This window comes from Robertmurraya sp. FSL R5-0851, assembly GCF_038002965.1.
Taxonomy (GTDB): Bacteria; Bacillota; Bacilli; order Bacillales; family Cytobacillaceae; genus Robertmurraya_A; species Robertmurraya_A beringensis.
The window spans coordinates 4,739,441-4,763,934 of sequence record NZ_JBBOOE010000001.1 but is presented as its reverse complement, the minus strand read 5'-3'; the positions used below and the strand labels follow the sequence as shown (position 1 = coordinate 4,763,934).

The window sequence follows — 24,494 nt, the reverse complement described above, 5'->3', positions numbered from 1 at the left end:
ACTGATCCCTCCTTTATAGGAATATAAATGCCATCTTTGAAGTGGTTAAACTGTCTACTAACTTCTTCTATGTTTCCCGTTAGGATCACAAAAAAACATAGGTTATACAAGCTGTACAACCTATAAATTTATAAATATACAAATCTGTTAATGTGGGTAAGTATATATATAAGAAGTAATGAGGAATTTCGACAATATCCACGACTTGTGGACAACGTTCTACATAGGGTCTGAATAACCTATCCACAAGATATCCACAATCTGTGGATAGTCTATTTATCCACATGAATTTATCCAGAGTGAAAACACAATAATAATATCAAATAAATTAAGTAGACGCAATGGTTTTTTAAGTTTATCCACAACAAGTACAAGCTGTGAGTATAAATTGTCCACAGCGAAAGAATCTGTGAAAAAGCTGTCAATAAGCGTTGTGGATAATGGAGAAACGTGTCGAAAGTTATTAACAGTTGCTGAAAAATATGTTTTTGAGGCAATTGGCCAAATTATTTTTAAATAGTGAAGATCGTTTCTGTTATTCTATCTGTCAAAAGGAGTCGAAGATAGGCTATTGACTTTTTTTATAGGTCGCCTCTATAATTAGAAGGACTGTCTTTAAAGTTATTCCTCAGGGAGGTGTCATATAATGAAAAGAACGTACCAACCAAATAAGCGTAAACACAGCAAAGTTCACGGTTTCCGTAGTCGTATGAGCTCTGCAAACGGACGTAAAGTATTAGCACGTCGTCGTCGTAAAGGAAGAAAAGTATTATCTGCTTAGGCCACTGAAACGTCAGTGGTCTTTTTTCTCATTCAGGTGAAAGAAGAGTTCGATTTATGTATAGATGTTCACACAGAAGAAAATAATGGGAAGGGCAGTGTGCGCCTCCAGAAGCTAGAGCACTTGCTTTAAACTTGATCGTAGGTGTATTGAATGAAAAAGGAATTTCGTATTAAAAAGAATAAAGAATTTCAAGAAGTATATAAAAAGGGGAATTCTGTAGCCAATCGTCAATTTGTTGTTTATTTACGAAGTGCTCCAGAACAAACCCATTTTCGTGTTGGTTTGTCTGTAAGCAAGAAGATTGGAAATGCTGTAACACGTAATCAAGTAAAAAGATATATTAGACAAGCCCTGCTAGAATTACAAGAACATATGAAAAATGACTATGATTTAATTATTATTGCGAGAAAACCAGCTTCTGATATGTCATTTCATGAAGTAAAAGGAAGTTTAACTCATGTTTTAAAACTTGCAAAGGTTTTAAATGCTAGAGTAGAAAGAAGGAAATAAAATCTAAGTGATTGCATTTTTTTAAAGCATTGTACTTATAAAAAATGATACAATACACTTGGATTATTAATAGACGAACAAGTAGTGTGTTTCTTTTTTCATCTAAAGATTGAAGTGTACATACTTGGAGGATATTAGATATTAAGGAGGAAAAAACGGTTGAAAAAGAAACTTCTTCTTTTAATCGGCCTCATATTTCTGATGGCACTACTTACGGGCTGTACAGAGTATAATAAGCCGATTACAGCAGAAAGCGAAGGTTTTTGGAACGAGTATATTGTATACCCATTATCGTTATTAATTGTCAAAACAGCGGAGTTTGCTGGTGGGAACTTTGGATTAGGTATTATTTTAGTAACACTTTTGATTCGTTTGGTGATTTTACCATTAATGATCAAGCAAACAAAGAGTTCTAAGGCCATGCAAGCTATTCAGCCAGAGATGCAAAAGTTAAGAGAAAAATATAGTTCAAAAGATCAAAAAACACAACAAAAGCTTCAACAGGAAACAATGGCGCTATTTCAGCAGCATGGAGTAAATCCACTTGCAGGTTGTTTTCCATTAATCATTCAAATGCCAATTTTAATTGGATTTTATCATGCGATATCTCGTACGAGAGAGATTGCAGAGCATAACTTCTTATGGTTTGACCTTGGGTCTCCGGATCCATTCTATATTTTACCGATTGTAGCCGGGATCACCACCTTCATCCAACAGAAAATTATGATGGCGGGTGTAGAGAATAATCCTCAAATGCAAATGATGCTTTACATTATGCCGGTTATGATTGTTGTGTTTGCATTTACCTTCCCAGCAGCTTTATCACTGTATTGGGTAGTAGGGAACATCTTTATGATTGTTCAAACATATTTTATTAAAGGTCCAGATTTAAAAAAGGTTGCTGAAACTGGTAAATCAGGAGGAGCGAAAAAGTGAGAGAGGTAACTGCTACGGGTAATTCCGTTGAAGAAGCAGTAGCGTCAGCTTTAGCTCAACTAGAAACAACAAGAGATCGTGCAGAGATAGCGATAGTTGACGAAGGGAAGAAGGGGCTATTTGGTATTTTTGGAACCCGTCCGGCTATTGTTAAAGTATCTAAAAAAATTGATGCGATTGAAGAAGCAAAGAGCTTTTTAACTGATGTAGCGAACAAAATGGGTTCACCAGTTGATATTGAAGTGATAAAAGAAGGTAAACAAGTTCAATTTATCCTTTCAGGAGAAAAGATTGCCCTCCTAATTGGAAAAAGAGGACAAACTTTAAATTCACTACAATATTTAACGCAGCTAGTTATTAATCGATATGCGGAACAATACGTAAATGTATTGCTTGATGCAGAAGATTATCGAAAAAGAAGAAATGATACACTCATGCAATTGGCTGATAGACTTGCCTTTAAAGCCGTTCGGACAGGCCAAAGAGTATCGCTCGAACCAATGCCATCGTATGAAAGAAAAGTCATTCATACAGCTTTAATGGGTAATAAGCGAGTGAAAACATACTCTGATGGAGTCGAGCCAAATCGTTACATCGTGATTACACCGAATAAATAAGAGTTAGATAAGCGATCCCGCTTTGGTGGGGTCGTTTTTTTTGTATAGTTTAATTCAATCTTATGCCTGTCGGAGCTAACCAGGCGCTTCCGCTTTTCTTGTTATTCACATGTGGATAAGTTATGATAAAGCATAATGCACTTTTTTGTTTGTGGATAATTCTTTTTTATTAGAAATGACTGTGCTATTCTAATAATTTGGGAAAAAATGCTTTTAATGAGTAAAGTTTCGTGACATAGATGAAGATAAGGAATATACATGTCCCTTAACGGGAAGAGGTGAAGGCAATGGAATTTGATACAATTGCGGCAATATCGACACCGCTTGGTGAAGGAGCGATTGCGATTGTTCGTCTGAGTGGAGATGAAGCAATCCAAATTGCTGATAAACTATTTAGAGGAAAAAGAAATAAACGTTTGATAGATGTGCAAACACATACCATTCATTACGGTCACTTACTGGATCCAAAAACAGGTGAGGTTGCTGAAGAGGTAATGGTGTCTGTGATGAAAGGACCACATACATTTACGAAAGAAGATGTAGTAGAAATCAATTGCCACGGTGGAATTGTGTCTGTTAATCGTGTCCTACAATTGGTATTACGAGCTGGAGCAAGGTTGGCAGAACCAGGTGAATTCACAAAACGTGCCTTTTTAAACGGTAGGATTGATTTATCACAAGCAGAAGCTGTGATGGATTTGATTCGTGCCAAAACCGATCGTGCCATGAATGTAGCACTAGGCCAAATGGAAGGACGATTATCAAAGCTTATTCAGAGGTTGAGACAGGAAATTCTTGAAACTTTAGCTCATGTGGAAGTGAATATCGACTATCCTGAGTATGATGATGTGGAAGAAATGACGCATAACATGCTGTTAGAAAAGGCCAATCTGGTTCGTGTAGAAATGAAAAAGTTACTCGAAACATCTCAACAAGGAAAAATTTTACGTGAAGGTTTATCAACGGTGATTGTCGGAAGACCTAATGTTGGAAAATCCTCTTTACTAAATAGTTTAGTTCAGGAAAATAAAGCAATTGTTACAGACATTCCTGGAACGACTCGTGACGTCATTGAAGAGTATGTCAATGTTCGAGGGGTACCGCTTCGTTTGCTAGATACAGCAGGTATTCGTGAGACAGAGGATATCGTAGAAAGAATTGGTGTAGAAAAATCAAGACAAGTGTTAAAAGAAGCCGATCTTATTTTATTAGTTCTGAACTATTCGGATGATTTAACAAAGGAAGATGAAAACCTATTTAAGGCTGTTGAAGGAATGGATGTTATCGTCATTATTAATAAAACAGATCTTCCCCAAAAGATTGATATGGAAAAGGTGAAAGAACTGACAGGGAAAAGTCCACTTGTCACGACCTCTTTGCTTGAAGACCAGGGCGTCGATGATTTAGAAGAGGCGATTGCTGCTCTTTTCTTCTCTGGATCGATTGAAACAGGTGATATCACATATGTATCCAATAGTCGACATATCGCCCTACTTCACCAGGCATTACACACTATAGAAGAAGCGATCGCAGGTGTGGAAAGTGGAGTTCCAATTGATATTGTACAGATTGATTTTACAAGAACTTGGGAGCTCTTAGGGGAGATTATTGGAGAGTCTATCCATGAAAGCTTAATTGATCAGTTATTCTCGCAGTTCTGTTTAGGTAAATAATTTTTTTATAGATACAAGGAGGCAGCATGATGCAATATAGTGCTGGAAATTATGACGTGATCGTCATTGGAGCGGGACATGCCGGCTGTGAAGCGGGTTTGGCTGCTGCGCGTCAAGGTGCAAAAACATTAATGATTACCATTAATTTAGATATGGTGGCTTTTATGCCATGTAATCCTTCTGTTGGTGGACCAGCAAAAGGAATTGTTGTGCGTGAAATAGATGCTCTCGGTGGAGAAATGGGGAAAAACATCGACAAAACGCACATCCAAATGAGAATGCTGAATACAGGTAAGGGCCCAGCCGTACGTGCATTACGTGCGCAAGCGGATAAATTTAGTTATCAGCATGAAATGAAGAAAACATTAGAAGATGAAAAAAATCTAACCTTAGTTCAAGGCATGGTAGAGCGTCTTATTGTTGAGGATGGAATATGTAAAGGAGTAATTACAAAGACCGGCGCAACTTATGAAGCAAAAACGGTTGTTATTACTACTGGTACCTTCCTTCGTGGTGAAATCATCCTTGGTGAACTAAAGTACTCAAGTGGACCTAATAATCAGCAGCCATCTATTAAGCTTTCCGAACACCTCGAAGAGCTAGGTTTTGATCTTGTTCGGTTTAAAACGGGAACTCCTCCACGTGTGAACAGTCATACCATTGATTACAGCAAAACGGAGATTCAACCTGGTGATGATGAGCCAAGAGCATTTTCGTATGAAACAACCAAATTTATTACGGACCAACTGCCGTGTTGGTTAACCTACACGAGCGAACAGACTCATCAATTAATTGATAATAATTTGCACCGTTCTCCTATGTATTCAGGCATGATTAAAGGAACTGGTCCAAGATATTGTCCTTCCATAGAGGATAAGGTTGTTCGTTTCAATGATAAGCCACGACACCAAATCTTCTTAGAGCCAGAGGGACGAAACACACAAGAGGTATACGTTCAAGGATTATCAACAAGCTTGCCAGAGGAAGTTCAACATCAAATTTTAAAGACCATTCCGGGTCTTGAAAATGTTCAAATGATGAGACCAGGATATGCCATCGAGTATGATGCTATCGTTCCGACACAGCTATGGCCAACGCTTGAAACGAAAGTCATTCAGAACCTTTACACAGCAGGCCAAATTAATGGGACTTCAGGTTATGAGGAAGCCGCAGGCCAAGGGTTAATGGCTGGTATGAACGCGGGTCGAAAAGCATTAGGTGAAGAAGAAGTCATTCTTAGCCGTTCGGAAGCTTATATAGGGGTATTGATTGATGACCTTGTGACTAAAGGAACGAATGAGCCTTACCGATTGCTTACCTCTCGGGCGGAATATCGATTGTTGTTACGTCACGATAATGCTGATTTACGTTTAACCGAAATTGGTCGTAAAGTGGGACTTATTTCTGAAAAGCGCTATGAACGTTTTTTAACAAAAAAAGCAGCGATTGAAGCGGAGAAGGAACGACTAGAAGGTATTATCATTAAACCTAAGCCAGAAGTTCAAGAACTCATTAAAGCTCAGGGTGGAAGTGAGTTAAAGGATGGTATCCGGGCTTCGGACCTACTAAAACGACCAGAGATGACGTATCGGCATATTGAAGCCATTGTCCCATCTGAGATTGACTTAGATTTTGATATTAAAGAACAAGTAGAAATCCAAGTGAAATACGAAGGGTATATTGAAAAATCTTTACAACAAGTGGATCGTCTGAAGAAAATGGAGAATAAAAAGATTCCTGATAATATCGACTATGATGCCATTTCTGGAATTGCGACAGAAGCAAAACAAAAAATGAAGCAGGTGCGCCCATTATCCATCGCTCAAGCATCAAGAATTTCAGGAGTAAACCCTGCAGATATCTCCATCTTACTTGTTTATTTGGAACAGGGAAAAATAGCACGTGTTTCAAATGATGTATAAAGTAAAATTTTTCCGCTGTGAGGAAGAAGGTACCGCATGAATACAGAGTTATTTATTAAAATGTTAGAGGAGAAGGGGATTGAACTTTCTCCTCAACAGATTAACCAATATGAACAATATTTCCACTTATTAGTGGAGTGGAATGAAAAGATGAATTTGACGGCTATTACAGAGAAAGAGGACGTCTATTTAAAACATTTTTATGATAGTGTATCTGCCGCGTTTTATTATGACTTTTCAAAACCGTTAAGTCTTTGTGATGTGGGAGCGGGAGCAGGATTCCCTAGCATCCCAATTAAAATTGCATTTCCTCATCTACAGGTAACCATTGTTGATTCTTTAAACAAACGAATTACCTTTTTGGAGAATCTTGCAAAGGAACTACAACTTGATGGAGTAACCTTTATTCATGACCGAGCAGAGACATTTGGTCAAAACAAGGAGTACAGAGAACAATACGATCTAGTTACAGCTCGAGCGGTAGCACGATTATCTGTATTAAGTGAGCTTTGCTTGCCGCTTGTCAGGGTAGGGGGAACCTTTGTAGCTATGAAGGCGGCTCATGCAAAAGATGAGTTGGAAGTTGGAAAAAAAGCAATTGCCACACTCGGAGGATCCTTGAAAGAAACATATTCATTCTTACTTCCTATCGAGGAAAGTGAAAGAAATATTATTATTGTAGAAAAGGTAAAGGCGACACCAAAAAAATATCCTAGAAAACCTGGGACCCCGAATAAAACACCAATTGAATAGAGTTACATTTTAGCTCATTTTATGGCATACTTTTAATAAGTATGTAGGATAAAATAATCAATCATTGCATGTTTGGGCAGGAACTTGATTTTTTTTATAGAATACATTATTAGGGAGTTTCGTAAAGGTGGTGCAGGGTGATGAAGCAGACTTTCACACGCTTTTTTGGCCTAGGCGAAAAAGAGGGACAAGCTGGGACGGAAGAACAGGTTGAAGTATTAACCGAAGCAGATCATGAAGAGATAAAAAAAATACCAATTGATTCAATTGTTCCAAATCGCTTCCAGCCAAGGACGGTATTTGATGAGGACAAAATTGAAGAACTCTCACGGACGATTCACATACATGGGATCATCCAGCCAATTGTTGTAAGAGAATTTGAAGAAGGTACGTTTGAAATCATTGCCGGTGAGCGAAGATGGAGAGCGATGAAAAAGCTTGGTTGGGATGAAGCCCCTGCCATTGTGAAAAATATGAATGATACAGAAACGGCTTCTGTCGCATTAATAGAAAACCTTCAAAGAGAAGAACTGTCACCAATTGAAGAGGCAATTGCCTATGGGAAGCTATTGGAATTACACAATTTAACTCAAGAAGCTCTTGCGCAAAGGCTAGGGAAGGGACAATCCACTGTAGCCAATAAGCTTCGCCTATTAAAGCTGCCGCAAGAGGTACAAGAAGCACTACTAAATAAATTAATTACCGAAAGACATGCGCGATCTCTCATTCCTTTGAAAGATGCAGAGAAGCAAATAAAATTACTAGAAGAAATTATTGAGAAAAACTTAAATGTAAAACAAACAGAAGATCGAGTGGCGAAACTTCTAGCTGAAACGTCAGAAAAGCCAAAACCGAAGCGAAAGGCTTTTAGCAAAGATGTTAGAATTGCCGTTAATACCATTCGTCAATCTCTGTCCATGGTTTCTGATAGTGGCATCAACTTAAACTCAGAAGAGGAAGAGTTTGATGATTTCTACCAAATAACAATCAAAATTCCTAAAAAGAAATAATAGATTAAGAGAAGCTTTGTTGAGCTTCTCTCAGATTGTCGACAAAAGGTAGCTTCTCGCTGCCTTTTGTCATTTTTTTGTTTGGATGGTAGAGAAAAGGCTGATCTCCGCTCCGGGTGCTTGCTTTCCGGGGGGCGGGCGGTGAGCCTCCTCATCGCTACCGCTCTTGCGGGGTCTCTCCTGTCCCGCTGATCCCCCAGGAGTCAAGCACCCTCCGCTCCACTCAGCAGATATCCTCTTATAACTTTGTTTTAAACCCCTTTTAGAGTTATCATCAAGCACCTAGCCAAGTCCAAGTTTCAATTTCTCTAAATTCATGGCAGCAAAAGTTCTGCTACTTTTATATAAGTTTCCCAAACTGTCGCTAGACTAACTGAATTGGTTTTTCTTCATCATAGTAGGTCACCACTAAATTTAATAAATGATAAGCAAATACTTTATTGGATTGGAGTGGAGGGTGGCGACTCCTGCGGGAAAAGCGGGATAGTCGAGACCCTGGACTGAGCGTAGCGAGGGAAGCGGCTCGGCCCCGCCCGCGGAAAGCGTCCACCCGGAACGGAAATCGAACTTTACTAAGTACCTCATTTTTGTTATTTTTTTCAATTAACGCCCTTGGGAAATAAAAAATATGATTCTCCTATCTTTTTCATGATAGAATAGAATACGTGATTGTCTTTTTAAAAGTTTTCAAATGTAAATGTTATTATTGAAGATAAAGGTAGGTGACACCATTGGGGAAAGTTATTGCCATTGCGAATCAAAAAGGAGGAGTTGGTAAAACAACAACTTCTGTAAACCTAGGTGCCTGCTTAGCATATATAGGGAAAAAAGTATTGCTAGTTGATGTTGATCCACAAGGAAATGCCACAAGTGGTGTTGGTATTGAAAAAGCTGACGTGGAGCAATGTATATATGATGTATTAGTGGATGACGTGGAGGCAAAGGAAGTTATCATGCCTACATCCGTTGAAAACCTATATGCTATCCCCGCTACGATTCAGTTAGCAGGTGCAGAAATTGAACTTGTTCCAACCATATCAAGAGAAGTGAGATTAAAAAGGGCACTTGAGGAAGTAAAAGGATCTTACGATTATGTTATTATCGACTGTCCACCATCATTAGGTTTATTGACCTTAAATGCGTTAACTGCCTCAGATGCTGTTATTATCCCTGTTCAATGTGAATTTTACGCACTTGAAGGGTTAAGTCAACTTCTAAATACCGTTCGACTCGTCCAGAAGCATTTAAACCAAGATTTAAAAATCGAAGGTGTCCTTCTTACGATGCTAGATGCCAGAACAAATCTTGGACTACAGGTAATTGAAGAAGTAAAGAAGTATTTTCAAGATAAAGTATACAAAACCATTATTCCCCGAAATATCCGCTTAAGTGAAGCACCGAGTCATGGGGAGCCGATTATCATTTACGATCCAAAATCTAGAGGTGCAGAAGTCTATTTAGATTTGGCAAAGGAAGTGGTTTCGCATGGCTAAAGGACTCGGAAAAGGGTTAAATGCGTTCTTTGCAAACATCGAGGAGCCAAACAAACAGGAATCGATTACGGATGTTAGTTTGAAAGAAATACGTCCTAATCCTTATCAGCCGAGAAAGATCTTTACCCAAGAGGCAATTGAAGAGCTAAAGCAGTCAATTATTGAGCATGGTATTTTACAGCCTATAATCGTTAGAAAAAGTATAAAGGGCTATGATATTGTTGTTGGTGAAAGACGCTTTCGAGCAGCAAGAGAAGCGGGGCTTGAAAAAGTTCCTGTTGTCATTCGAGAATTAACTGAACAACAAATGATGGAACTTGCTGTACTAGAGAACTTACAAAGAGAAGATTTGACCCCGATAGAAGAAGCGGCAGCCTATCAGTTACTAATGGAAAAGCTCTCTTTAACACAGGAGCAGTTGGCTAAAAGACTAGGGAAGAGTCGACCACATATTGCAAATTTCGTCCGTTTGTTAACACTGCCAACCAAAATCCAACAGCTGATTTCAGATGGAAAGATTTCAATGGGGCATGGTCGTGCCTTACTTGGCCTTAGAAAGAAGGAAAAGTTACCTCTAATTGCTGAGAAAGTAATGAAAGAAGGCTTAAATGTTCGCCAGTTAGAACAACTTATTCAACAGTTGAATGATAATGTTCCACGTGAAACAAAGAAGCCAAGGCCAGAGAAAAATGTTTTTATTAAAGAACGTGAAGGCTTTTTGCGTGAGAGATTTGGCACAACTGTCAATATTAAAGAGTCTAAAAATAAAGGGAAAATTGAAATAGAGTTTTTCTCAAAAGATGATTTAGAAAGAATTCTCGAATTATTAAATAATAATCAAGAATCCTAATTAAAATAGATATTTTAAAAACCATCAAATGGGATGGTTTTTTTTGTGAATTTCATGCTAAATTGTTAGCATGCTTTTTCGAGAAACGAAATAATTATAATAGGTGGATGGTATGTTTTTATTAGGTACTCTTGTAAATGGATTATTGATAGTGGTAGGGGCATTGTTGGGGAAGCTTCTTCATAGAATTCCAGAATCAATGAAAACAACAGTTATGTTTAGTATTGGTCTTGCAGTGGTTGTGCTAGGACTTCAAATGGGTTTCAAAAGTGAAAATTTTCTCATTGTCATCATTAGTCTTGTAATTGGCTCTGTGCTTGGCGAATGGCTAGATTTAGATGGGAAGTTGAATGCTCTAGGTACATGGTTGGAGAGGAAGGTAGGGAGCTCCCAGCAAGGAAGTATTGCAGAAGGGTTTGTAACGGCAACGCTTATCTTTGTAATAGGTGCGATGGCTATTATTGGTGCACTTGATAGCGGCATTAGGGGTGATCATGATGTGTTATATACAAAATCCATTATTGATGGATTTACTGCACTATTTTTAACAACCACTCTTGGAATCGGTGTTATTTTTTCTGCTATTCCGGTCATGCTCTATCAAGGAGCTATAGCCGCTTTTGCTACCCAGATTGATCGTTTGGTATCAGATGCACTTATGACTAGCTTTATCGCAGAAATGACTGCTACAGGCGGAATTATGATTCTTGCTATTGGATTAAATATTACAGGAATTACGAAAATACGAGTGGCCAATATGCTTCCAGGTATTTTAGTAGTTGCTTTAATTGTGACCATCATGTCACTTGTTGAAACTATACTAAGATAACAAAAAGAGGCCTTCTAATTAAAGGCCTCTTTTTGTTATTCTCTTCCACTAATTGCGTCTTTCGTTATGTGGTTTCCAATATTTATCCACCTATTAACAGGTGGATAAGTAACACTTGCTTGATAAATTCCATTCGCTATGACTTTAGCCATTTTTAAAACTAAGTTCAATCTAGTGTTTTGTAGGACGAAGTATTCCATAAATCCACTCACATTAACAATTCCAGTGATATGGTAATCACCTACAGATGGAAGTTCTTTATTTACACCAGCTCCTGGTTTAACAGGGCCATCTGCCAGTTGTATGAAACCAACACTTTTGAGACGACCTAAGCAAGCATCAATCGCAATGATAATAGGATTAAAATGTTTCGCTTTGATGTCCTCAAGCTTTTCAGCTAAGTTCACCGCATGAATAGGGTCCTCGAGGGTTCCATAAACGTAAAAGGAGTTCAGTCTTTTCTCTTCAAGAAGTGTGCCGACGAGTGGTCCCAATGAATCACCTGTTGAACGGTCAGTTCCTATACAAACAAATACAATCGGACGTTCAATGGTAGCAACTGGTAGAATAGAAACTAGTTCAATTGCTAGTTTGTGAGAAGCACGTTGATCGTCATAGGAAATCCTTGCACCATTGTCTTCTTTCTTATCAAAAAAGCTAGATTTCAAGTTCACTGGGTCCACTCCTTCGTAAATTGTAGTAACAGTATACGGAAGAAAAACGAATTGTATACGTACTGTTTATGTAATTTGGAAAAAGGGTAGTTGGAAGGAGGAATTCCATTTTACTAAGCAGGTCTTGGGAACTCTTTGGTAGAAGGGGTATAGGTAATTTGAAGGAGGAAACCCTTTATACTACAAAGGGAGTATGGAAATTGATAAAATAAGTAAAATCTCCAACAATATATGATGAGGTGGTTTAATGAAATACTGGGAGAAAATATTAAATGATATAAAAGAAAAAGCAATGAACGAAGATTTATGGCTTTCTTTAGGAGAAGGAGCACTGAAGATTATTGCGATTTTTATCCTTTCAGGCATTTTCATAAAAGTTGGAAAAGTGATGATTGAAAATGTCTTTAAAGTCAGAACTCGTTCTCCATTACGTGTATCGGAGCGAAGAGAGGCAACTCTTTTAAAGTTGCTACAAAATATCCTAACGTATGTAGTGTACTTTATTGCCTTTATGATGATATTATCAACATTAACCATAGATGTAAGTGCGATGCTTGCAGGGGCAGGGATCGTTGGACTTGCCGTTGGTTTTGGAGCACAAAACCTTGTTCGTGATATTATTACAGGATTCTTTATTATTTTCGAAGATCAATTTTCAGTTGGTGACTTTGTTCGAATTGGACAGTTTGAGGGAACAGTTGAAGAGATTGGATTACGAACAACAAAAATTAAGACATGGACAGGGGAACTTCATATTTTACCAAATGGTAATATTACGGAAGTAACAAACTTCTCTCTGTATAATAGTATGGCAGTTGTTGATTTAAGCATTTCGTATGAGAGTGATATTAAAAAGGCAGAAACCGTGATTTCTGAACTCTTACAAGAAATGCCTGCTAAATATGAGGATATCATTAAAACACCTGAGATTTTAGGAGTGCAAAATTTAGCTGCCTCCGATGTTGTCTTGCGTATAGCTGCAGAAACATTACCGATGAAACACTTTGTTGTAGCACGCTTGTTACGCAAAGAACTAAAAGAATGGTTGGATCAAAATGGAATAGAAATCCCTTATCCTCGTATGGTTATGTACTCACGTCAAGATGAGGTTACTTCTAAGAAGGCATGGGGAAATGAATTGGAGTGAGAGCATTGGAGCAAAAGGAATTTAACTTGAATGACGTGGTTGAAATGAAAAAGCCACACCCATGTGGAGCCAATCGTTGGAAAATCATTCGTTTAGGCATGGATATCCGTATCAAATGTATCGGCTGTGACCATAGTGTGTTAATTCCTCGAAAGGAATTTTCACGGAAGATGAAAAAAGTGTTAGAAAGAGCGGAGAGCTAGAGAAGTAGGGGGATGAGTATGGCGAACACGTATACTTCTGCATGCCCGTTAAATTGCTGGGACAGCTGTGGATTTAAAGTAACAGTCGAGGATGGAAGGGTAACTCGGGTGGAAGGCGATGAAACCCACCCGATTACAAAAGGGAAAATCTGTGGAAGGGGTCGAATGCTTGAAGCACGAACCAATTCTGCTGAACGAATTCTTTACCCTTTAAAAAAGATAAATGGTGAGTTTCATAGAATACCATGGGCCCAAGCACTAGATGAATTGGCTGAAAAGATGTCTTGGCTAAAGAAAAATAAGGGGACCACTTCTATTTTGCATAGCCATGATTATGCCAATGGAGGTTTGTTGAAAAATCTCGATCAACGGTTTTTTAATGGTTATGGTGGTGTAACAGAGTTAACGGGCTCACTATGCTGGGGGGCTGGAATTGAAGCACAAAACCGGGATTTTGGTGATGCATACAGTCATGCCCCAGGAGATGTACTGAATAGTAAAAATATCGTGATATGGGGTAGAAATGTAGCTAGAACGAATATGCATTTTTATTCTGCTCTACAAGAAGCAAAACGTAACGGAACCAAACTTTATGTAATTGACCCGTTATACAATGCAACTGCGAAACTAGCCCATAAACATATTACGGTTAAGCCAGGCACAGATGGAATTCTAGCAGTAGGTATCATGAAAGAGCTCCTACGTTTAGAACGGGCTGACATAGATTTTATTGAAAAATATACGGTTGGATTTACTCATGTGAAGGAATTAATTCAAACCGTTTCTCTTGAAGAGATTAGTAGAATAACGGAAGTATCGATAGATGTTATGACAGAGCTTGCTCATTTATACGGTGATAGACCCACATCCACTTATTTTGGCCTAGGAATGCAACGTTACGGGAATGGGGGAAATACCATTCGTCTCATTGATGCATTGGTTGCTATAAGTGGAAACATTGGGATTCGCGGTGGTGGAGCAAATTATGCGAATAAGCAGGTAGGACAGAGCTTTCAGTTTGGGGAATTAACATTACCGGAGCGACGGAAAGAAGCCCGCCACTTTACTATGATGAAGCAGGCAAAAGGGATTTTAGAAGCAGTGAACCCAACAATTGAAATGATTATTGTTACTTGCGGAAATCCGATTGCACAAGTTCCTAATACAAATGAGTTGATAAAGGCATTTTCCTCTGTTGATACGGTGGTTGTAATTGATTCGTTCATGACAGATACAGCAGAAATGGCTGATTATATTCTTCCGACGACAACGGCATTTGAAGAGGAAGACATCTATTATTCTTCCATGTATCATCATTATGCTAACTATGGTCCAAAGCTTGTGGAATCACCTGGGGAAGCAAAATCAGATTTGTGGATATGGACAGAATTAGCTAACCGACTTGGTTTTGGGGAGGATTTTAACTACTCTAGAGATGAATGGATGACAATGGCCATTCAACATTTAGAGGGTAAAGGAATTACGCTCCAAACATTTAAAGAAAATTATCATGTAGAACTTCCAGTAGATGAAGTTCCATGGAGTGATTTTCATTTTAAAACCCCAAGCGGCAAATATGAGTTTGTCTCTAATCGAGCGATCCAACAGGGGGAGGATGGACGTTTATCTTTGTCCCTACCTAATGAATCGATCATTACTAGCCCTGAGTTAGCTCAGAAATATCCTTATCAGCTCTTAACTATTCATCCCATGCGTTCAAACCATTCTCAACACTATCATTTATTTGCTCAACAACCAAAGCTTCGAGTTGAATTAGCAGCAAATATTGCAGAGGATCTTCATTTAGCAGAAAATGATTTTGTAGAAGTATGGAATGAGCGTGGAGCGGTAAAAGGCTATGTTCAAATCCTTACTAATGCACATCCAAATACCATTAACATAGATGAGGGCATTTGGAAGAAGTATGGAGGATCGGTCAACCTTCTTACCCCAAGTGAGGAATCGGATAACGGACTGGGAAGTACTTTGTATGATTGCTTAGTAAATATTAGAAAAGTAGAACAAGATGAAACTGCCGTTTAGGCGGATTCTTCTTGTTCTTGTTTTTTTGCTATCATATCTCTATAATTGTTTAAGGCTAAAGGCTTTTAAAAATAGAAAAAATGAAACAAATAGATATAGTTGTATCGACGAATTTTGGTGCGAATATATAAATGAGGAGTGACTTGGATGGCACTAACAGCAGGAATTGTAGGTTTGCCGAACGTAGGGAAATCTACATTATTTAATGCGATTACCCAAGCAGGAGCTGAATCAGCGAACTATCCTTTCTGTACAATCGATCCGAACGTAGGAATTGTAGAAGTTCCAGATGAAAGACTACAAAAATTAACAGAGCTTGTTCAACCGAAAAAAACGGTACCTACAACGTTTGAGTTTACTGATATTGCTGGGATTGTAAAGGGTGCGAGTAAAGGGGAAGGTTTAGGAAACAAGTTTCTTTCCCATATCCGTGAAGTGGACGCCATTTGTCAGGTTGTACGCTGCTTTGCTGATGATAATATTACTCACGTCTCTGGTAAGGTAGACCCAATTGACGATATTGAAACGATTAATCTTGAGTTAATTTTAGCTGATCTTGAATCAGTAGAAAAAAGACTTGCGCGTGTTGGGAAAATGGCGAAACAAAAAGATAAGGATGCTGTTTTTGAAGCAGAAATCCTTGAAAAGTTGAAGGAAGCGTTTGAAGCGGACAAGCCTGCTCGTACAGTCGAGTTTACTGAAGAACAAATGAAGGTAGTAAAACAACTTCATTTGTTAACGATTAAACCGGTTCTTTATGTGGCTAATGTAGGGGAAGAAGATGTTGCGGACCCGTCTTCAAATGAATACGTACAAAAAGTGAGAGAGTTTGCTGAAAAGGACAATGCACAAGTCATTGTCGTTTGTGCAAAGATTGAAGAAGAAATTGCTGAGCTTGAAGGGGAAGAAAAGGAAATGTTCCTTTCTGAGCTGGGTATCGAGGAATCGGGTCTTGATCAGCTAATTCGTGCGGCTTATCATTTACTAGGATTAGCAACGTACTTTACGGCTGGAGTACAGGAAGTTCGTGCATGGACATTCCGTAAAGGGATGAAGGCCCCTCAATGTGCAGGAGTTATCCACTCTGACTTTGAGCGTGGGTTCATTCGTGCAGAAACCGTTGCTTATGAAGATTTACTAGCTGGCGGTACCATGGCTGCTGCTAAAGAAGCTGGTAAAGTTCGATTAGAAGGAAAAGAATACGAAGTAAAAGACGGAGACATCATTCATTTCCGCTTTAATGTATAAGAAAAGCGCAAGCGCCCTGTTCAGCGCACGACAGGCCTGGAGCTGGATAAAATGAGAACCACCTTGAGAAATCAAGGTGGTTTTTTACGTTTTCTTAACAGTAAATCAATCTGGTTTCAATGTTTACCACTTAAACTGAAAGCGTTAGAAAGGAGGGTGTATAAGTGAAGCGAACAATGGATTGGATTGTAAAATCAGATGAAATCATATTCTACTTATTAAACAAGCAACCGTTATTCCTTATTCAAATCTTTAGATGGGTTACTCATTTAGGAGGGGCTCTTTGCTCTATTGGAATACCTTTATTCGTTTGGTTGTTTGGTCCGTTAGAGCTTAGAGAGGTAGTTCGCACCTGAACTCGAGGGAAGTAATCCTTATCCCTATGTTCACCAATTTATGAGCATTCCTTTTTTTATCTACCCAGAGTGTCGAACAGCATTGGCTCTGCCGAATACCATCCTTGAACGAGTACAAGCTTTTTCTCCAGATTTTATCCACGTGGCTACGCCATTAACGATGGGAGTACTAGGCTCCCATGCAGCTAAAAAGTTACATATTCCAATCATTTCTTCTTATCACACACACTTTGACCAGTACCTGGATTATTACAAGCTCAGTTGGATATCTCCGATTCTGTGGAGATATTTAAAATGGTTTTATTCTTCCTCAGAACGAATTTTTGTTCCCTCCCAGGAGACATTAGCGCATCTCCAAACAAAAGACTTCACGAACCTATCTATATGGACGAGAGGGGTAGACTGCTCTCTTTTTCAACCTTCTAACCAAACGGTCAACATTCGAGAGAAATATAATATAAAATCCCCCATAATTCTCCTTTACGTAGGGAGACTTGCACCAGAAAAAGACCTATTTACATTACAAAAAATGATTGAACATTTCTCGGAAAAGTGGAAAGAAAGCGTCCATTGGTTAATTGTAGGGGATGGTCCTAGTTTTGGGGAGATATCTAGTCTATCAAATGAGAACAAAAATATAACAATGACGGGATACTTAAGTGGAAATGAGCTAGCTTCTTGTTATGCAGCGAGTGATTTATTCGTTTTTCCATCACAAACAGAAACATTTGGGAACGTAGTATTAGAGGCGCTGGCAAGCGGAACTCCTGCCATTGTTTCTAATCGTGGAGGAGTAAGTGGAATTGTAGAGCATAACAAAACAGGAAAGATATGTGAGGCTGGAGTTTACCAGGATTTTATTAAGGAAACGGAACAATTAATCAATCATAAAGTAAGCAGGCTCATTATGGGGAAAAACGCAAGAGAATATGCACTAAAGCAAACATGGGAAGGCATCTTCAACGAATTAATCAGTGAGTGTAAACGAACGATTAAGCAGAAAATAGTCACTTTAAAAAAGAATGCTTAACTGTAAACCAAGAGTGCCTTTAATCAAACCTTGTGTTTCGTTTCTTGCTGTGGTATAATTTCTTCTTGTGAGTAATGAATATTGCTCCTTGCCCAATTGGGCCGTTTAGACCAAAAGGAGGTGAACGTGATGAGAGCGTACGAAATTATGTACATCATCCGCCCAAACATTGAAGATGAGGCTAAAAAAGCCTTAGTTGAGCGTTTTAACACAATCTTAACTGATAATGGTGCGGAACTTACTGAATCAAAAGAGTGGGGTAAGCGTCGTCTTGCATACGAAATCAATGATTTCCGTGATGGCTACTACCAAATTCTTAAAGTTAATTCTAATCCAGCTGCAGTGGAAGAATTCTCTCGCTTAGCAAAAATTAGCGAAGATATTATCCGCCACATGGTTACTAAAGACGAGAAATAAGAATAGATAATTACTTCTAAATGTGATGTTTCACATGAAACATTAGACGTGGAAGAAAGGGGGTTGATTCTGATGATGAATCGTGTTGTTCTAGTCGGTCGATTAACGAAAGATCCTGAATTACGCTATACACCAAATGGTGTTCCTGTCGCTACTTTTACGCTTGCTGTCAATCGTACGTTTACGAATCAGCAAGGAGAAAGAGAAGCGGATTTCATCAACTGTGTGATTTGGCGTAAACCTGCAGAAAACGTAGCAAACTTCTTGAAAAAGGGAAGTCTTGCTGGTGTAGACGGTCGTGTTCAAACACGCAGCTATGATGGACAAGATGGTAAGCGAGTATATGTCACTGAAGTATTAGCTGAAAGTGTTCAATTCTTGGAGCCAAGAGGTGCTTCTGGTGGTTCTGCTCCTGGCGGGAACGCAGGAGGCTTCGGCGGTCAAAGAGAAGCTTCACCATACGGGAATAACAATCAGAATCAACCATATAGAAACAACAACAATAATAACCAAGGTTATACTAGAATGGATGAAGACCCATTCGCAAATGACGGTGGTCAAATCGATATTTCCGATGATGATTTACCATTCTAAAAAATCCTTGAAAATACGATTTTTATTATAAAAAGGAGGGAAATACTCATGGCAATGGGCGGAGGACGTAGAGGTGGACGCGCTAAGCGTCGTAAAGTTTGCTTCTTCACAGCAAACGGAATCACTCATATCGATTACAAAGATGTAGATCTTCTTAAGAAATTCATCTCTGAGCGTGGTAAAATTTTACCTCGTCGTGTAACAGGTACAAACGCTAAATACCAACGTAAATTAACAGTTGCTATCAAGCGTTCACGTACTATGGCATTACTACCATACGTTACTGGTGAATAATGAGCGGAGAAAGACACCCATAGTGGTGTCTTTTTTTATATTTAGCTATAACGACGAATCTGTATGAGTTGAATCCATCTCCAGAACTAGATAAAATAGAAGTGATGCAATTAAATGAGGTGAGGGATTGAAGAATGTTCGACAGTTAACAACAGGAGCTTTATTACTAGCTATTTATGCAGCTCTTCTCTTGTTAACAACATATATGCCCATATTAGGGATGGTTACCAATTTGTTCTTGGTATTACCTTTTATTCTTTTTGCGTATAAAAATGACCGCAAAAGTATGCTAGTGTTTTTTGTAGCCTCTATTTTATTATCACTAATAGTGGGAACAATATTTGCCATCCCATTAGCCATTACCTTTGGTCTAACAGGCTTAGTGATGGGAGACTTTATTAGAGAGAAGAAAAGCAGGGAAGCGATTTATATTGGTGGTTCTATAGCGTTTCTATTCACCGTCGTGTTGACTTATGCTATTTCAGTCGCTTTTTTCCAAATCGACTTTATTGATGAAACGATAGCTGCAACCAAAGCTTCCATAGAATCTTCCTTATCAATCATGGAATCATTAGGACAAACTCCAAATGAGAAGGAGATGGAAGAATTACTTGCTGGAATAGAGGCGGGAAGGTATTTGAAGCCAACTTTGTTTGTGATGGCTGCCTTTCTTGCCGTATTCTTTATTCAACTAGTTAGTTTTCCTATAGCAAAACGTTTTCAAGTTGAAATTTCTAACTGGAAACCATTTCGCTATCTTCAGTTGCCAAAAAGTATTTTATGGATCTATTTATTTTCCATCATTGCTTCAATGATTTTTAACCCTGAAGAGGGAAGTTTTGCTTTTATGGCCATTGTAAATATCGCCTTTTTGCTTCAATGGTTAATGGTTTTACAAGGTTTGGCCTTTATTTATTACTTTAGTCATGCAAAGAAGTTTCCTAGGGCAGTACCGATAATGTTCACAATTGGAGTCTTGTTATTTCCACAATTACTTTATATTGTCCGGATATTAGGTATAATTGATTTAGGCTTTGATTTAAGAAAAAGGATCAAAAATCAATAAAATACACTACTGTGTGGGAGCTGAAATTATGCCTTCTTATCTAGAAAAGCGATCGATTCGCTACCCCATCTACGCATTAATTGCCATAACAGTGGTGCTTCTCGGATTAATTGCTATGTACAATTGGTTACTAGGCTTAATCGGATTAATAGTAGCATTCCTTCCCTTTTTCTATATCTTTCAGCTTGAAAGAAAACAAAGAAAAGAAATGGAAGAATACATAACTACATTGTCCTATCGAGTAAAAAAAGTGGGCGAGGAAGCGCTCATGGAAATGCCAATCGGTATTATGTTAATTAATGATGACTACTATATCGAGTGGACGAACCCGTTCTTAGCTTCATGCTTTGAAGAGGATACACTGGTTGGTAGGTCGCTCTATGATGTGGGTGAATCACTTATTCCTTTAATCAAGCAAGATGTTGAAACCGAAATCATCACGATTCATGAGCGTAAATTTAGAGTCATTCACCGTCCTGAGGAAAGACTGTTGTACTTCTTTGATGTAACGGAACAAACAGAAATTGAAAAGTTATATGAAGATGAACGAACCGTCATTGCAATTATTTTCTTAGATAATTATGATGAATTAACGCAAGGGATGGAAGATCAGACAAGAAGTAGTTTGAATAGCCTTGTTACATCTATTTTAAATAAGTGGGCACAGGAAAATGGAGTGTTCCTTAAAAGAATAACATCTGAACGCTTTATTGCTGTATTCAATGAAAATATCATGCAATTGCTCGAGAAAGGAAAGTTTTCTGTCCTTGATGATGTGAGAGAAACGACTTCAAAGCAAAATGTTCCATTAACCTTGAGTATAGGAGTAGGTTCTGGTGTCTCCTCCCTGCCAGAGTTAGGCTCGTTAGCACAATCAAGTCTTGATTTAGCGCTAGGTCGTGGTGGCGACCAGGTGGCGATTAAGTTAACCAATGGTAAGGTAAAGTTTTATGGTGGAAAAACGAATCCTGTTGAAAAACGGACAAGAGTACGTGCTAGGGTCATTTCGCATGCTCTTAAGGAGCTTGTTACAGAAAGCGACAAGGTCATCATTATGGGGCATAAAAGTCCGGATATGGACGCTATTGGAGCTTCAATAGGTATACAAAAGGTTGCCCAAATGAATGAGCGTGATGCTTATATCGTCTTAAATCCAAACGATATTGATACCGGTGTTCAAAGATTGTTAGAGGAAATCAAAAAGCATGAATCATTGTTTGAACGTTTTGTGACACCAGAACAGGCTCTAGAGCTTGCCACGGAGGATACGCTTTTAGTGGTCGTAGATACACATAAACCATCATTAGTTATTGAAGAGCGTTTATTATCAAAAATTGATCATGTTGTGGTAATTGATCATCATAGAAGAGGAGAAGATTTCATCCAAAGTCCGCTTCTTGTTTATATGGAGCCATATGCGTCCTCTACAGCAGAGCTCGTTACCGAGTTATTAGAATATCAGCCAAAACGGGGAAAGATTGATATGCTGGAAGCAACAGCTCTTTTAGCTGGTATTATCGTTGATACCAAAAGCTTTACTCTTCGAACGGGAGCTAGAACCTTTGATGCAGCGTCTTATTTAAGAGGACAAGGGGCCGATACGGTTCTTGTACAAAAGTTTTTAAAAGAAGATGTGGATTCTTATTTGAAACGTGCTAAATTGATTGAAACGGTATATTTTTATAAAAAAGGGATCGCCATTGCAAAGGGAAGTAACACGCAGATGATCGACCAAATATTAATTGCACAAACGGCAGATACCCTGCTGACAATGGACGGAATTCAAGCGTCATTTGTTATTTCGAAGCGATCAGATCAAACGGTTGGAATTAGTGCCAGGTCGTTAGGTGACGTAAACGTCCAAATTATTATGGAGAATCTAGGTGGTGGAGGCCATTTAACAAATGCAGCAACACAGCTGACTGATGTAACGATTGAGGAAGCAGAAGAAAGACTGCAAACGGCCATTCACGAGTATACGGAAGGGAGAAAGAAAGAATGAAAGTAATCTTTTTGAAGGACGTAAAAGGAAAAGGAAAAAAAGGTGAAGTGAAAAATGTTGCCGATGGGTATGCACAAAATTTCTTGATTAAACAGGGACTTGCAGTAGAAGCAAATTCAACAAATGTTAGCACCCTTGAGGGACAGAAAAAGAAGCAAGAAAAGGTAGCTGCTGAAGAGCTTGCTGAAGCAAAAAAACTAAAAGAAACGATTGAAAAAATCACAGTCGAATTAAGTGCAAAAGCGGGTGAAGGTGGACGACTTTTTGGTTCAATTACTAGTAAGCAAATCGCAGAAGAGTTGCAGAAAAAGCATAATATTAAAATTGACAAACGTAAAATTGAACTAGAAGATGCGATCCGTGCTTTAGGCTATACAAAGGTACCAGTAAAGCTTCATACCGAAGTTCAAGCTACTTTAAACGTACACGTAAAAGAAGTAAACTAAATTTGGAAGTTCCATTTCGGTATATTCATGATAAAATAGAGTAGCTAACAAAATGTGACCCGTTTTACTGGTCACATTTTTTCTAGTTTTCATCATTTCCTCTAAGAAGCAAAGGGAGGTTACTATAAATGAATGATTTATATGCTGACCGTCTCCCTCCTCAAAATATAGAGGCTGAGCAGGCGGTTTTAGGTGCGATATTTTTGGAACCATCTTCTCTTACAATGGCATCAGAAATATTAATACCTGATGATTTTTACCGAGCGGCACATCAGAAAATTTTTCAAATGATGTTACAGCTGAGCGACAAAGGAAAAGCCGTCGATCTAATAACTGTGACAGAAGAGCTTTCAGCTGCAAAGCTTCTTGAAGATACTGGTGGAGTTAGTTATTTAAGTGAATTAGCTGGTTCGGTCCCGACAGCTGCCAATATAGAGTACTATGCTAAGATCGTTGAAGAAAAATCTTTGCTTCGGCGATTGATCCGTACTGCAACAACGATTGCAACGGATGGATACACACGAGAAGACGAAGTTGAAGTGTTATTAGGGGAAGCAGAGAAAAGTATTTTAGAAGTATCCGGTCGAAAAAATGCTGGTGCTTTTCATAATATAAAGGACGTTCTTGTCCGAACATATGACAATATTGAAATCATGAATAACCGCGTGGGTGAAGTAACGGGTTTAGCAACAGGGTTCTCAGAGCTCGACCGTATGACAGCAGGGTTTCAACGGAATGATTTAATCATTGTAGGAGCACGTCCATCCGTTGGTAAAACAGCCTTTGCCTTAAATATTGCGCAAAACGTTGCATCGAAAACCGGTGAGAATATTGCTATTTTTAGTCTCGAGATGGGCGCTGAACAGCTTGTTATGCGTTTGCTTTGTGCAGAAGGAAATATTGATGCACAAAGGCTTAGAACGGGTTCATTAACAGATGAGGACTGGGGTAAGCTAACGATGGCTATGGGAAGCTTATCGAATGCTGGTATCTTTATTGATGACACCCCAGGGGTAAGAATTACAGATATTCGTTCGAAATGCCGCCGATTAAAGCAGGAACATGGTCTAGGTATGATTCTAATTGACTACTTGCAGCTAATTCTAGGAAGTGGTCGTTCTGGCGAGAACCGTCAGCAAGAAGTATCAGAAATCTCCCGTTCCTTAAAGGCTCTTGCTCGTGAGTTGAAAGTACCTGTGATTGCCTTATCACAGCTTTCCCGTGGGGTAGAGCAGCGTCAAGATAAGCGTCCAATGATGTCAGATATCCGTGAATCAGGAAGTATTGAGCAGGATGCTGATGTAATTGCCTTTTTATATCGTGATGATTATTATGATCGTGAATCGGAAAGTAAGAACATTATCGAAATCATTATTGCGAAGCAGCGTAATGGTCCGACTGGAACCGTATCATTAGCTTTTGTGAAAGAATATAATAAGTTTGTTAACTTGGAGCGGCGTTTTGATGATAATGGTGTTCCACCTGGAGCTTAATAGATTAGAATAATAAAAGACTAGCTACAAACCGGCTAGTCTTTTTTCTATGAAACAAGAAATAATTACGAACAAAAAATATTAATCTTACAAAAATCGTTCGG

At 38.6% G+C, this 24,494-nt stretch carries 25 protein-coding genes; 24 read left to right on the top strand and 1 reads right to left on the bottom strand.

Translation table 11 applies throughout. The annotated features are described in order from the left end of the window. Nucleotides 1–646 precede the first annotated feature (646 nt). From rpmH to MKX65_RS24185, 11 genes are all read left to right on the top strand, one after another. On the top strand, nucleotides 647–781 hold the full coding sequence (rpmH, locus tag MKX65_RS24235; RefSeq protein ID WP_066059809.1) for a 50S ribosomal protein L34: 135 nt from the start codon (nucleotides 647–649) through the stop codon (nucleotides 779–781). A gap of 153 nt (nucleotides 782–934) precedes the next feature. Beyond that, nucleotides 935–1,294 (top strand): ribonuclease P protein component, encoded by a 360-nt coding sequence (gene rnpA / locus MKX65_RS24230; protein WP_160547695.1) that lies wholly within the window; start codon nucleotides 935–937, stop codon nucleotides 1,292–1,294. 159 nt (nucleotides 1,295–1,453) lie between these two features. Continuing rightward, nucleotides 1,454–2,230 (top strand): YidC family membrane integrase SpoIIIJ, encoded by a 777-nt coding sequence (gene spoIIIJ / locus MKX65_RS24225; protein ID WP_160547696.1) that lies wholly within the window; start codon nucleotides 1,454–1,456, stop codon nucleotides 2,228–2,230. Then, nucleotides 2,227–2,847 carry an RNA-binding cell elongation regulator Jag/EloR gene (gene jag, locus MKX65_RS24220; protein ID WP_340906110.1) on the top strand — a complete coding sequence of 207 codons (621 nt, stop codon included), beginning with the start codon at nucleotides 2,227–2,229 and terminating at the stop codon, nucleotides 2,845–2,847. Before spoIIIJ ends, jag begins: the two co-directional genes overlap by 4 nt. Nucleotides 2,848–3,134: 287 nt before the next feature. Then, the gene (mnmE, locus tag MKX65_RS24215; RefSeq protein ID WP_340906109.1) at nucleotides 3,135–4,520 is read left to right on the top strand and encodes a tRNA uridine-5-carboxymethylaminomethyl(34) synthesis GTPase MnmE; all 1,386 of its coding nucleotides are present in this window, start codon (nucleotides 3,135–3,137) and stop codon (nucleotides 4,518–4,520) included. A 29-nt stretch (nucleotides 4,521–4,549) separates the two neighbouring features. Continuing rightward, nucleotides 4,550–6,442: a tRNA uridine-5-carboxymethylaminomethyl(34) synthesis enzyme MnmG gene (mnmG, locus tag MKX65_RS24210; RefSeq protein ID WP_340906108.1), complete on the top strand. Its 1,893-nt coding sequence runs from the start codon at nucleotides 4,550–4,552 to the stop codon at nucleotides 6,440–6,442. A 36-nt stretch (nucleotides 6,443–6,478) separates the two neighbouring features. Beyond that, a complete protein-coding gene (gene rsmG, locus MKX65_RS24205; RefSeq protein WP_340906107.1) occupies nucleotides 6,479–7,195 on the top strand; it encodes a 16S rRNA (guanine(527)-N(7))-methyltransferase RsmG in 717 nt (238 codons plus the stop codon). Between the two features lie 140 nt (nucleotides 7,196–7,335). Beyond that, a complete protein-coding gene (noc, locus tag MKX65_RS24200; protein WP_160547699.1) occupies nucleotides 7,336–8,205 on the top strand; it encodes a nucleoid occlusion protein in 870 nt (289 codons plus the stop codon). A gap of 731 nt (nucleotides 8,206–8,936) precedes the next feature. Next, entirely contained in the window at nucleotides 8,937–9,698 is a 762-nt protein-coding gene (locus tag MKX65_RS24195) for a ParA family protein (protein ID WP_066059793.1), read from the top strand. Beyond that, nucleotides 9,691–10,548, top strand: coding sequence for a ParB/RepB/Spo0J family partition protein (locus MKX65_RS24190; RefSeq protein ID WP_160547700.1), 858 nt, complete (start codon nucleotides 9,691–9,693; stop codon nucleotides 10,546–10,548). The genes MKX65_RS24195 and MKX65_RS24190 overlap by 8 nt, the downstream gene beginning before the upstream one ends. 112 nt (nucleotides 10,549–10,660) lie before the next feature. Continuing rightward, nucleotides 10,661–11,377 carry a DUF554 family protein gene (locus MKX65_RS24185; RefSeq protein ID WP_160547701.1) on the top strand — a complete coding sequence of 239 codons (717 nt, stop codon included), beginning with the start codon at nucleotides 10,661–10,663 and terminating at the stop codon, nucleotides 11,375–11,377. Nucleotides 11,378–11,412: 35 nt separating this feature from the next. On the opposite strand, the gene yyaC is transcribed toward MKX65_RS24185, so the two are convergent. Beyond that, nucleotides 11,413–12,051 carry a spore protease YyaC gene (gene yyaC, locus MKX65_RS24180; protein ID WP_340906106.1) on the bottom strand — a complete coding sequence of 213 codons (639 nt, stop codon included), beginning with the start codon at nucleotides 12,049–12,051 and terminating at the stop codon, nucleotides 11,413–11,415. 247 nt (nucleotides 12,052–12,298) lie between these two features. Between yyaC and MKX65_RS24175 the strand changes: the two genes are divergently transcribed. The 13 genes from MKX65_RS24175 (at nucleotide 12,299) to dnaB (ending at nucleotide 24,390) form a co-directional block, all read left to right on the top strand. After that, nucleotides 12,299–13,198: a mechanosensitive ion channel family protein gene (locus tag MKX65_RS24175; protein WP_160547702.1), complete on the top strand. Its 900-nt coding sequence runs from the start codon at nucleotides 12,299–12,301 to the stop codon at nucleotides 13,196–13,198. A 5-nt stretch (nucleotides 13,199–13,203) separates the two neighbouring features. Continuing rightward, nucleotides 13,204–13,401, top strand: a complete 198-nt coding sequence (locus MKX65_RS24170; protein WP_160547703.1) for a DUF951 domain-containing protein — start codon at nucleotides 13,204–13,206, stop codon at nucleotides 13,399–13,401. A gap of 18 nt (nucleotides 13,402–13,419) precedes the next feature. Further along, complete coding sequence (locus MKX65_RS24165; protein WP_340906105.1) at nucleotides 13,420–15,444, top strand: molybdopterin-dependent oxidoreductase; 2,025 nt, start codon at nucleotides 13,420–13,422, stop codon at nucleotides 15,442–15,444. Between the two features lie 147 nt (nucleotides 15,445–15,591). Then, nucleotides 15,592–16,692, top strand: a complete 1,101-nt coding sequence (ychF, locus tag MKX65_RS24160; RefSeq protein WP_160547705.1) for a redox-regulated ATPase YchF — start codon at nucleotides 15,592–15,594, stop codon at nucleotides 16,690–16,692. Between the two features lie 164 nt (nucleotides 16,693–16,856). Then, nucleotides 16,857–17,048 carry a hypothetical protein gene (locus MKX65_RS24155; RefSeq protein WP_340906104.1) on the top strand — a complete coding sequence of 64 codons (192 nt, stop codon included), beginning with the start codon at nucleotides 16,857–16,859 and terminating at the stop codon, nucleotides 17,046–17,048. A gap of 40 nt (nucleotides 17,049–17,088) precedes the next feature. Then, a complete protein-coding gene (locus tag MKX65_RS24150; RefSeq protein WP_340906102.1) occupies nucleotides 17,089–18,078 on the top strand; it encodes a glycosyltransferase family 4 protein in 990 nt (329 codons plus the stop codon). Nucleotides 18,079–18,207: 129 nt separating this feature from the next. After that, a complete protein-coding gene (gene rpsF / locus MKX65_RS24145; RefSeq protein ID WP_160547746.1) occupies nucleotides 18,208–18,495 on the top strand; it encodes a 30S ribosomal protein S6 in 288 nt (95 codons plus the stop codon). 72 nt (nucleotides 18,496–18,567) lie between these two features. Further along, nucleotides 18,568–19,089 carry a single-stranded DNA-binding protein gene (ssb, locus tag MKX65_RS24140; RefSeq protein WP_066059769.1) on the top strand — a complete coding sequence of 174 codons (522 nt, stop codon included), beginning with the start codon at nucleotides 18,568–18,570 and terminating at the stop codon, nucleotides 19,087–19,089. A gap of 54 nt (nucleotides 19,090–19,143) precedes the next feature. After that, complete coding sequence (gene rpsR / locus MKX65_RS24135) at nucleotides 19,144–19,383, top strand: 30S ribosomal protein S18 (protein WP_066059822.1); 240 nt, start codon at nucleotides 19,144–19,146, stop codon at nucleotides 19,381–19,383. Nucleotides 19,384–19,510: 127 nt separating this feature from the next. Beyond that, on the top strand, nucleotides 19,511–20,449 hold the full coding sequence (locus tag MKX65_RS24130; RefSeq protein ID WP_160547708.1) for a DUF2232 domain-containing protein: 939 nt from the start codon (nucleotides 19,511–19,513) through the stop codon (nucleotides 20,447–20,449). A gap of 28 nt (nucleotides 20,450–20,477) precedes the next feature. Further along, entirely contained in the window at nucleotides 20,478–22,451 is a 1,974-nt protein-coding gene (locus tag MKX65_RS24125) for a DHH family phosphoesterase (protein WP_160547709.1), read from the top strand. Continuing rightward, the gene (gene rplI, locus MKX65_RS24120; protein WP_160547710.1) at nucleotides 22,448–22,897 is read left to right on the top strand and encodes a 50S ribosomal protein L9; all 450 of its coding nucleotides are present in this window, start codon (nucleotides 22,448–22,450) and stop codon (nucleotides 22,895–22,897) included. The genes MKX65_RS24125 and rplI overlap by 4 nt, the downstream gene beginning before the upstream one ends. 128 nt (nucleotides 22,898–23,025) lie before the next feature. Next, a complete protein-coding gene (gene dnaB / locus MKX65_RS24115) occupies nucleotides 23,026–24,390 on the top strand; it encodes a replicative DNA helicase (protein ID WP_160547711.1) in 1,365 nt (454 codons plus the stop codon). Nucleotides 24,391–24,494 lie beyond the last annotated feature (104 nt).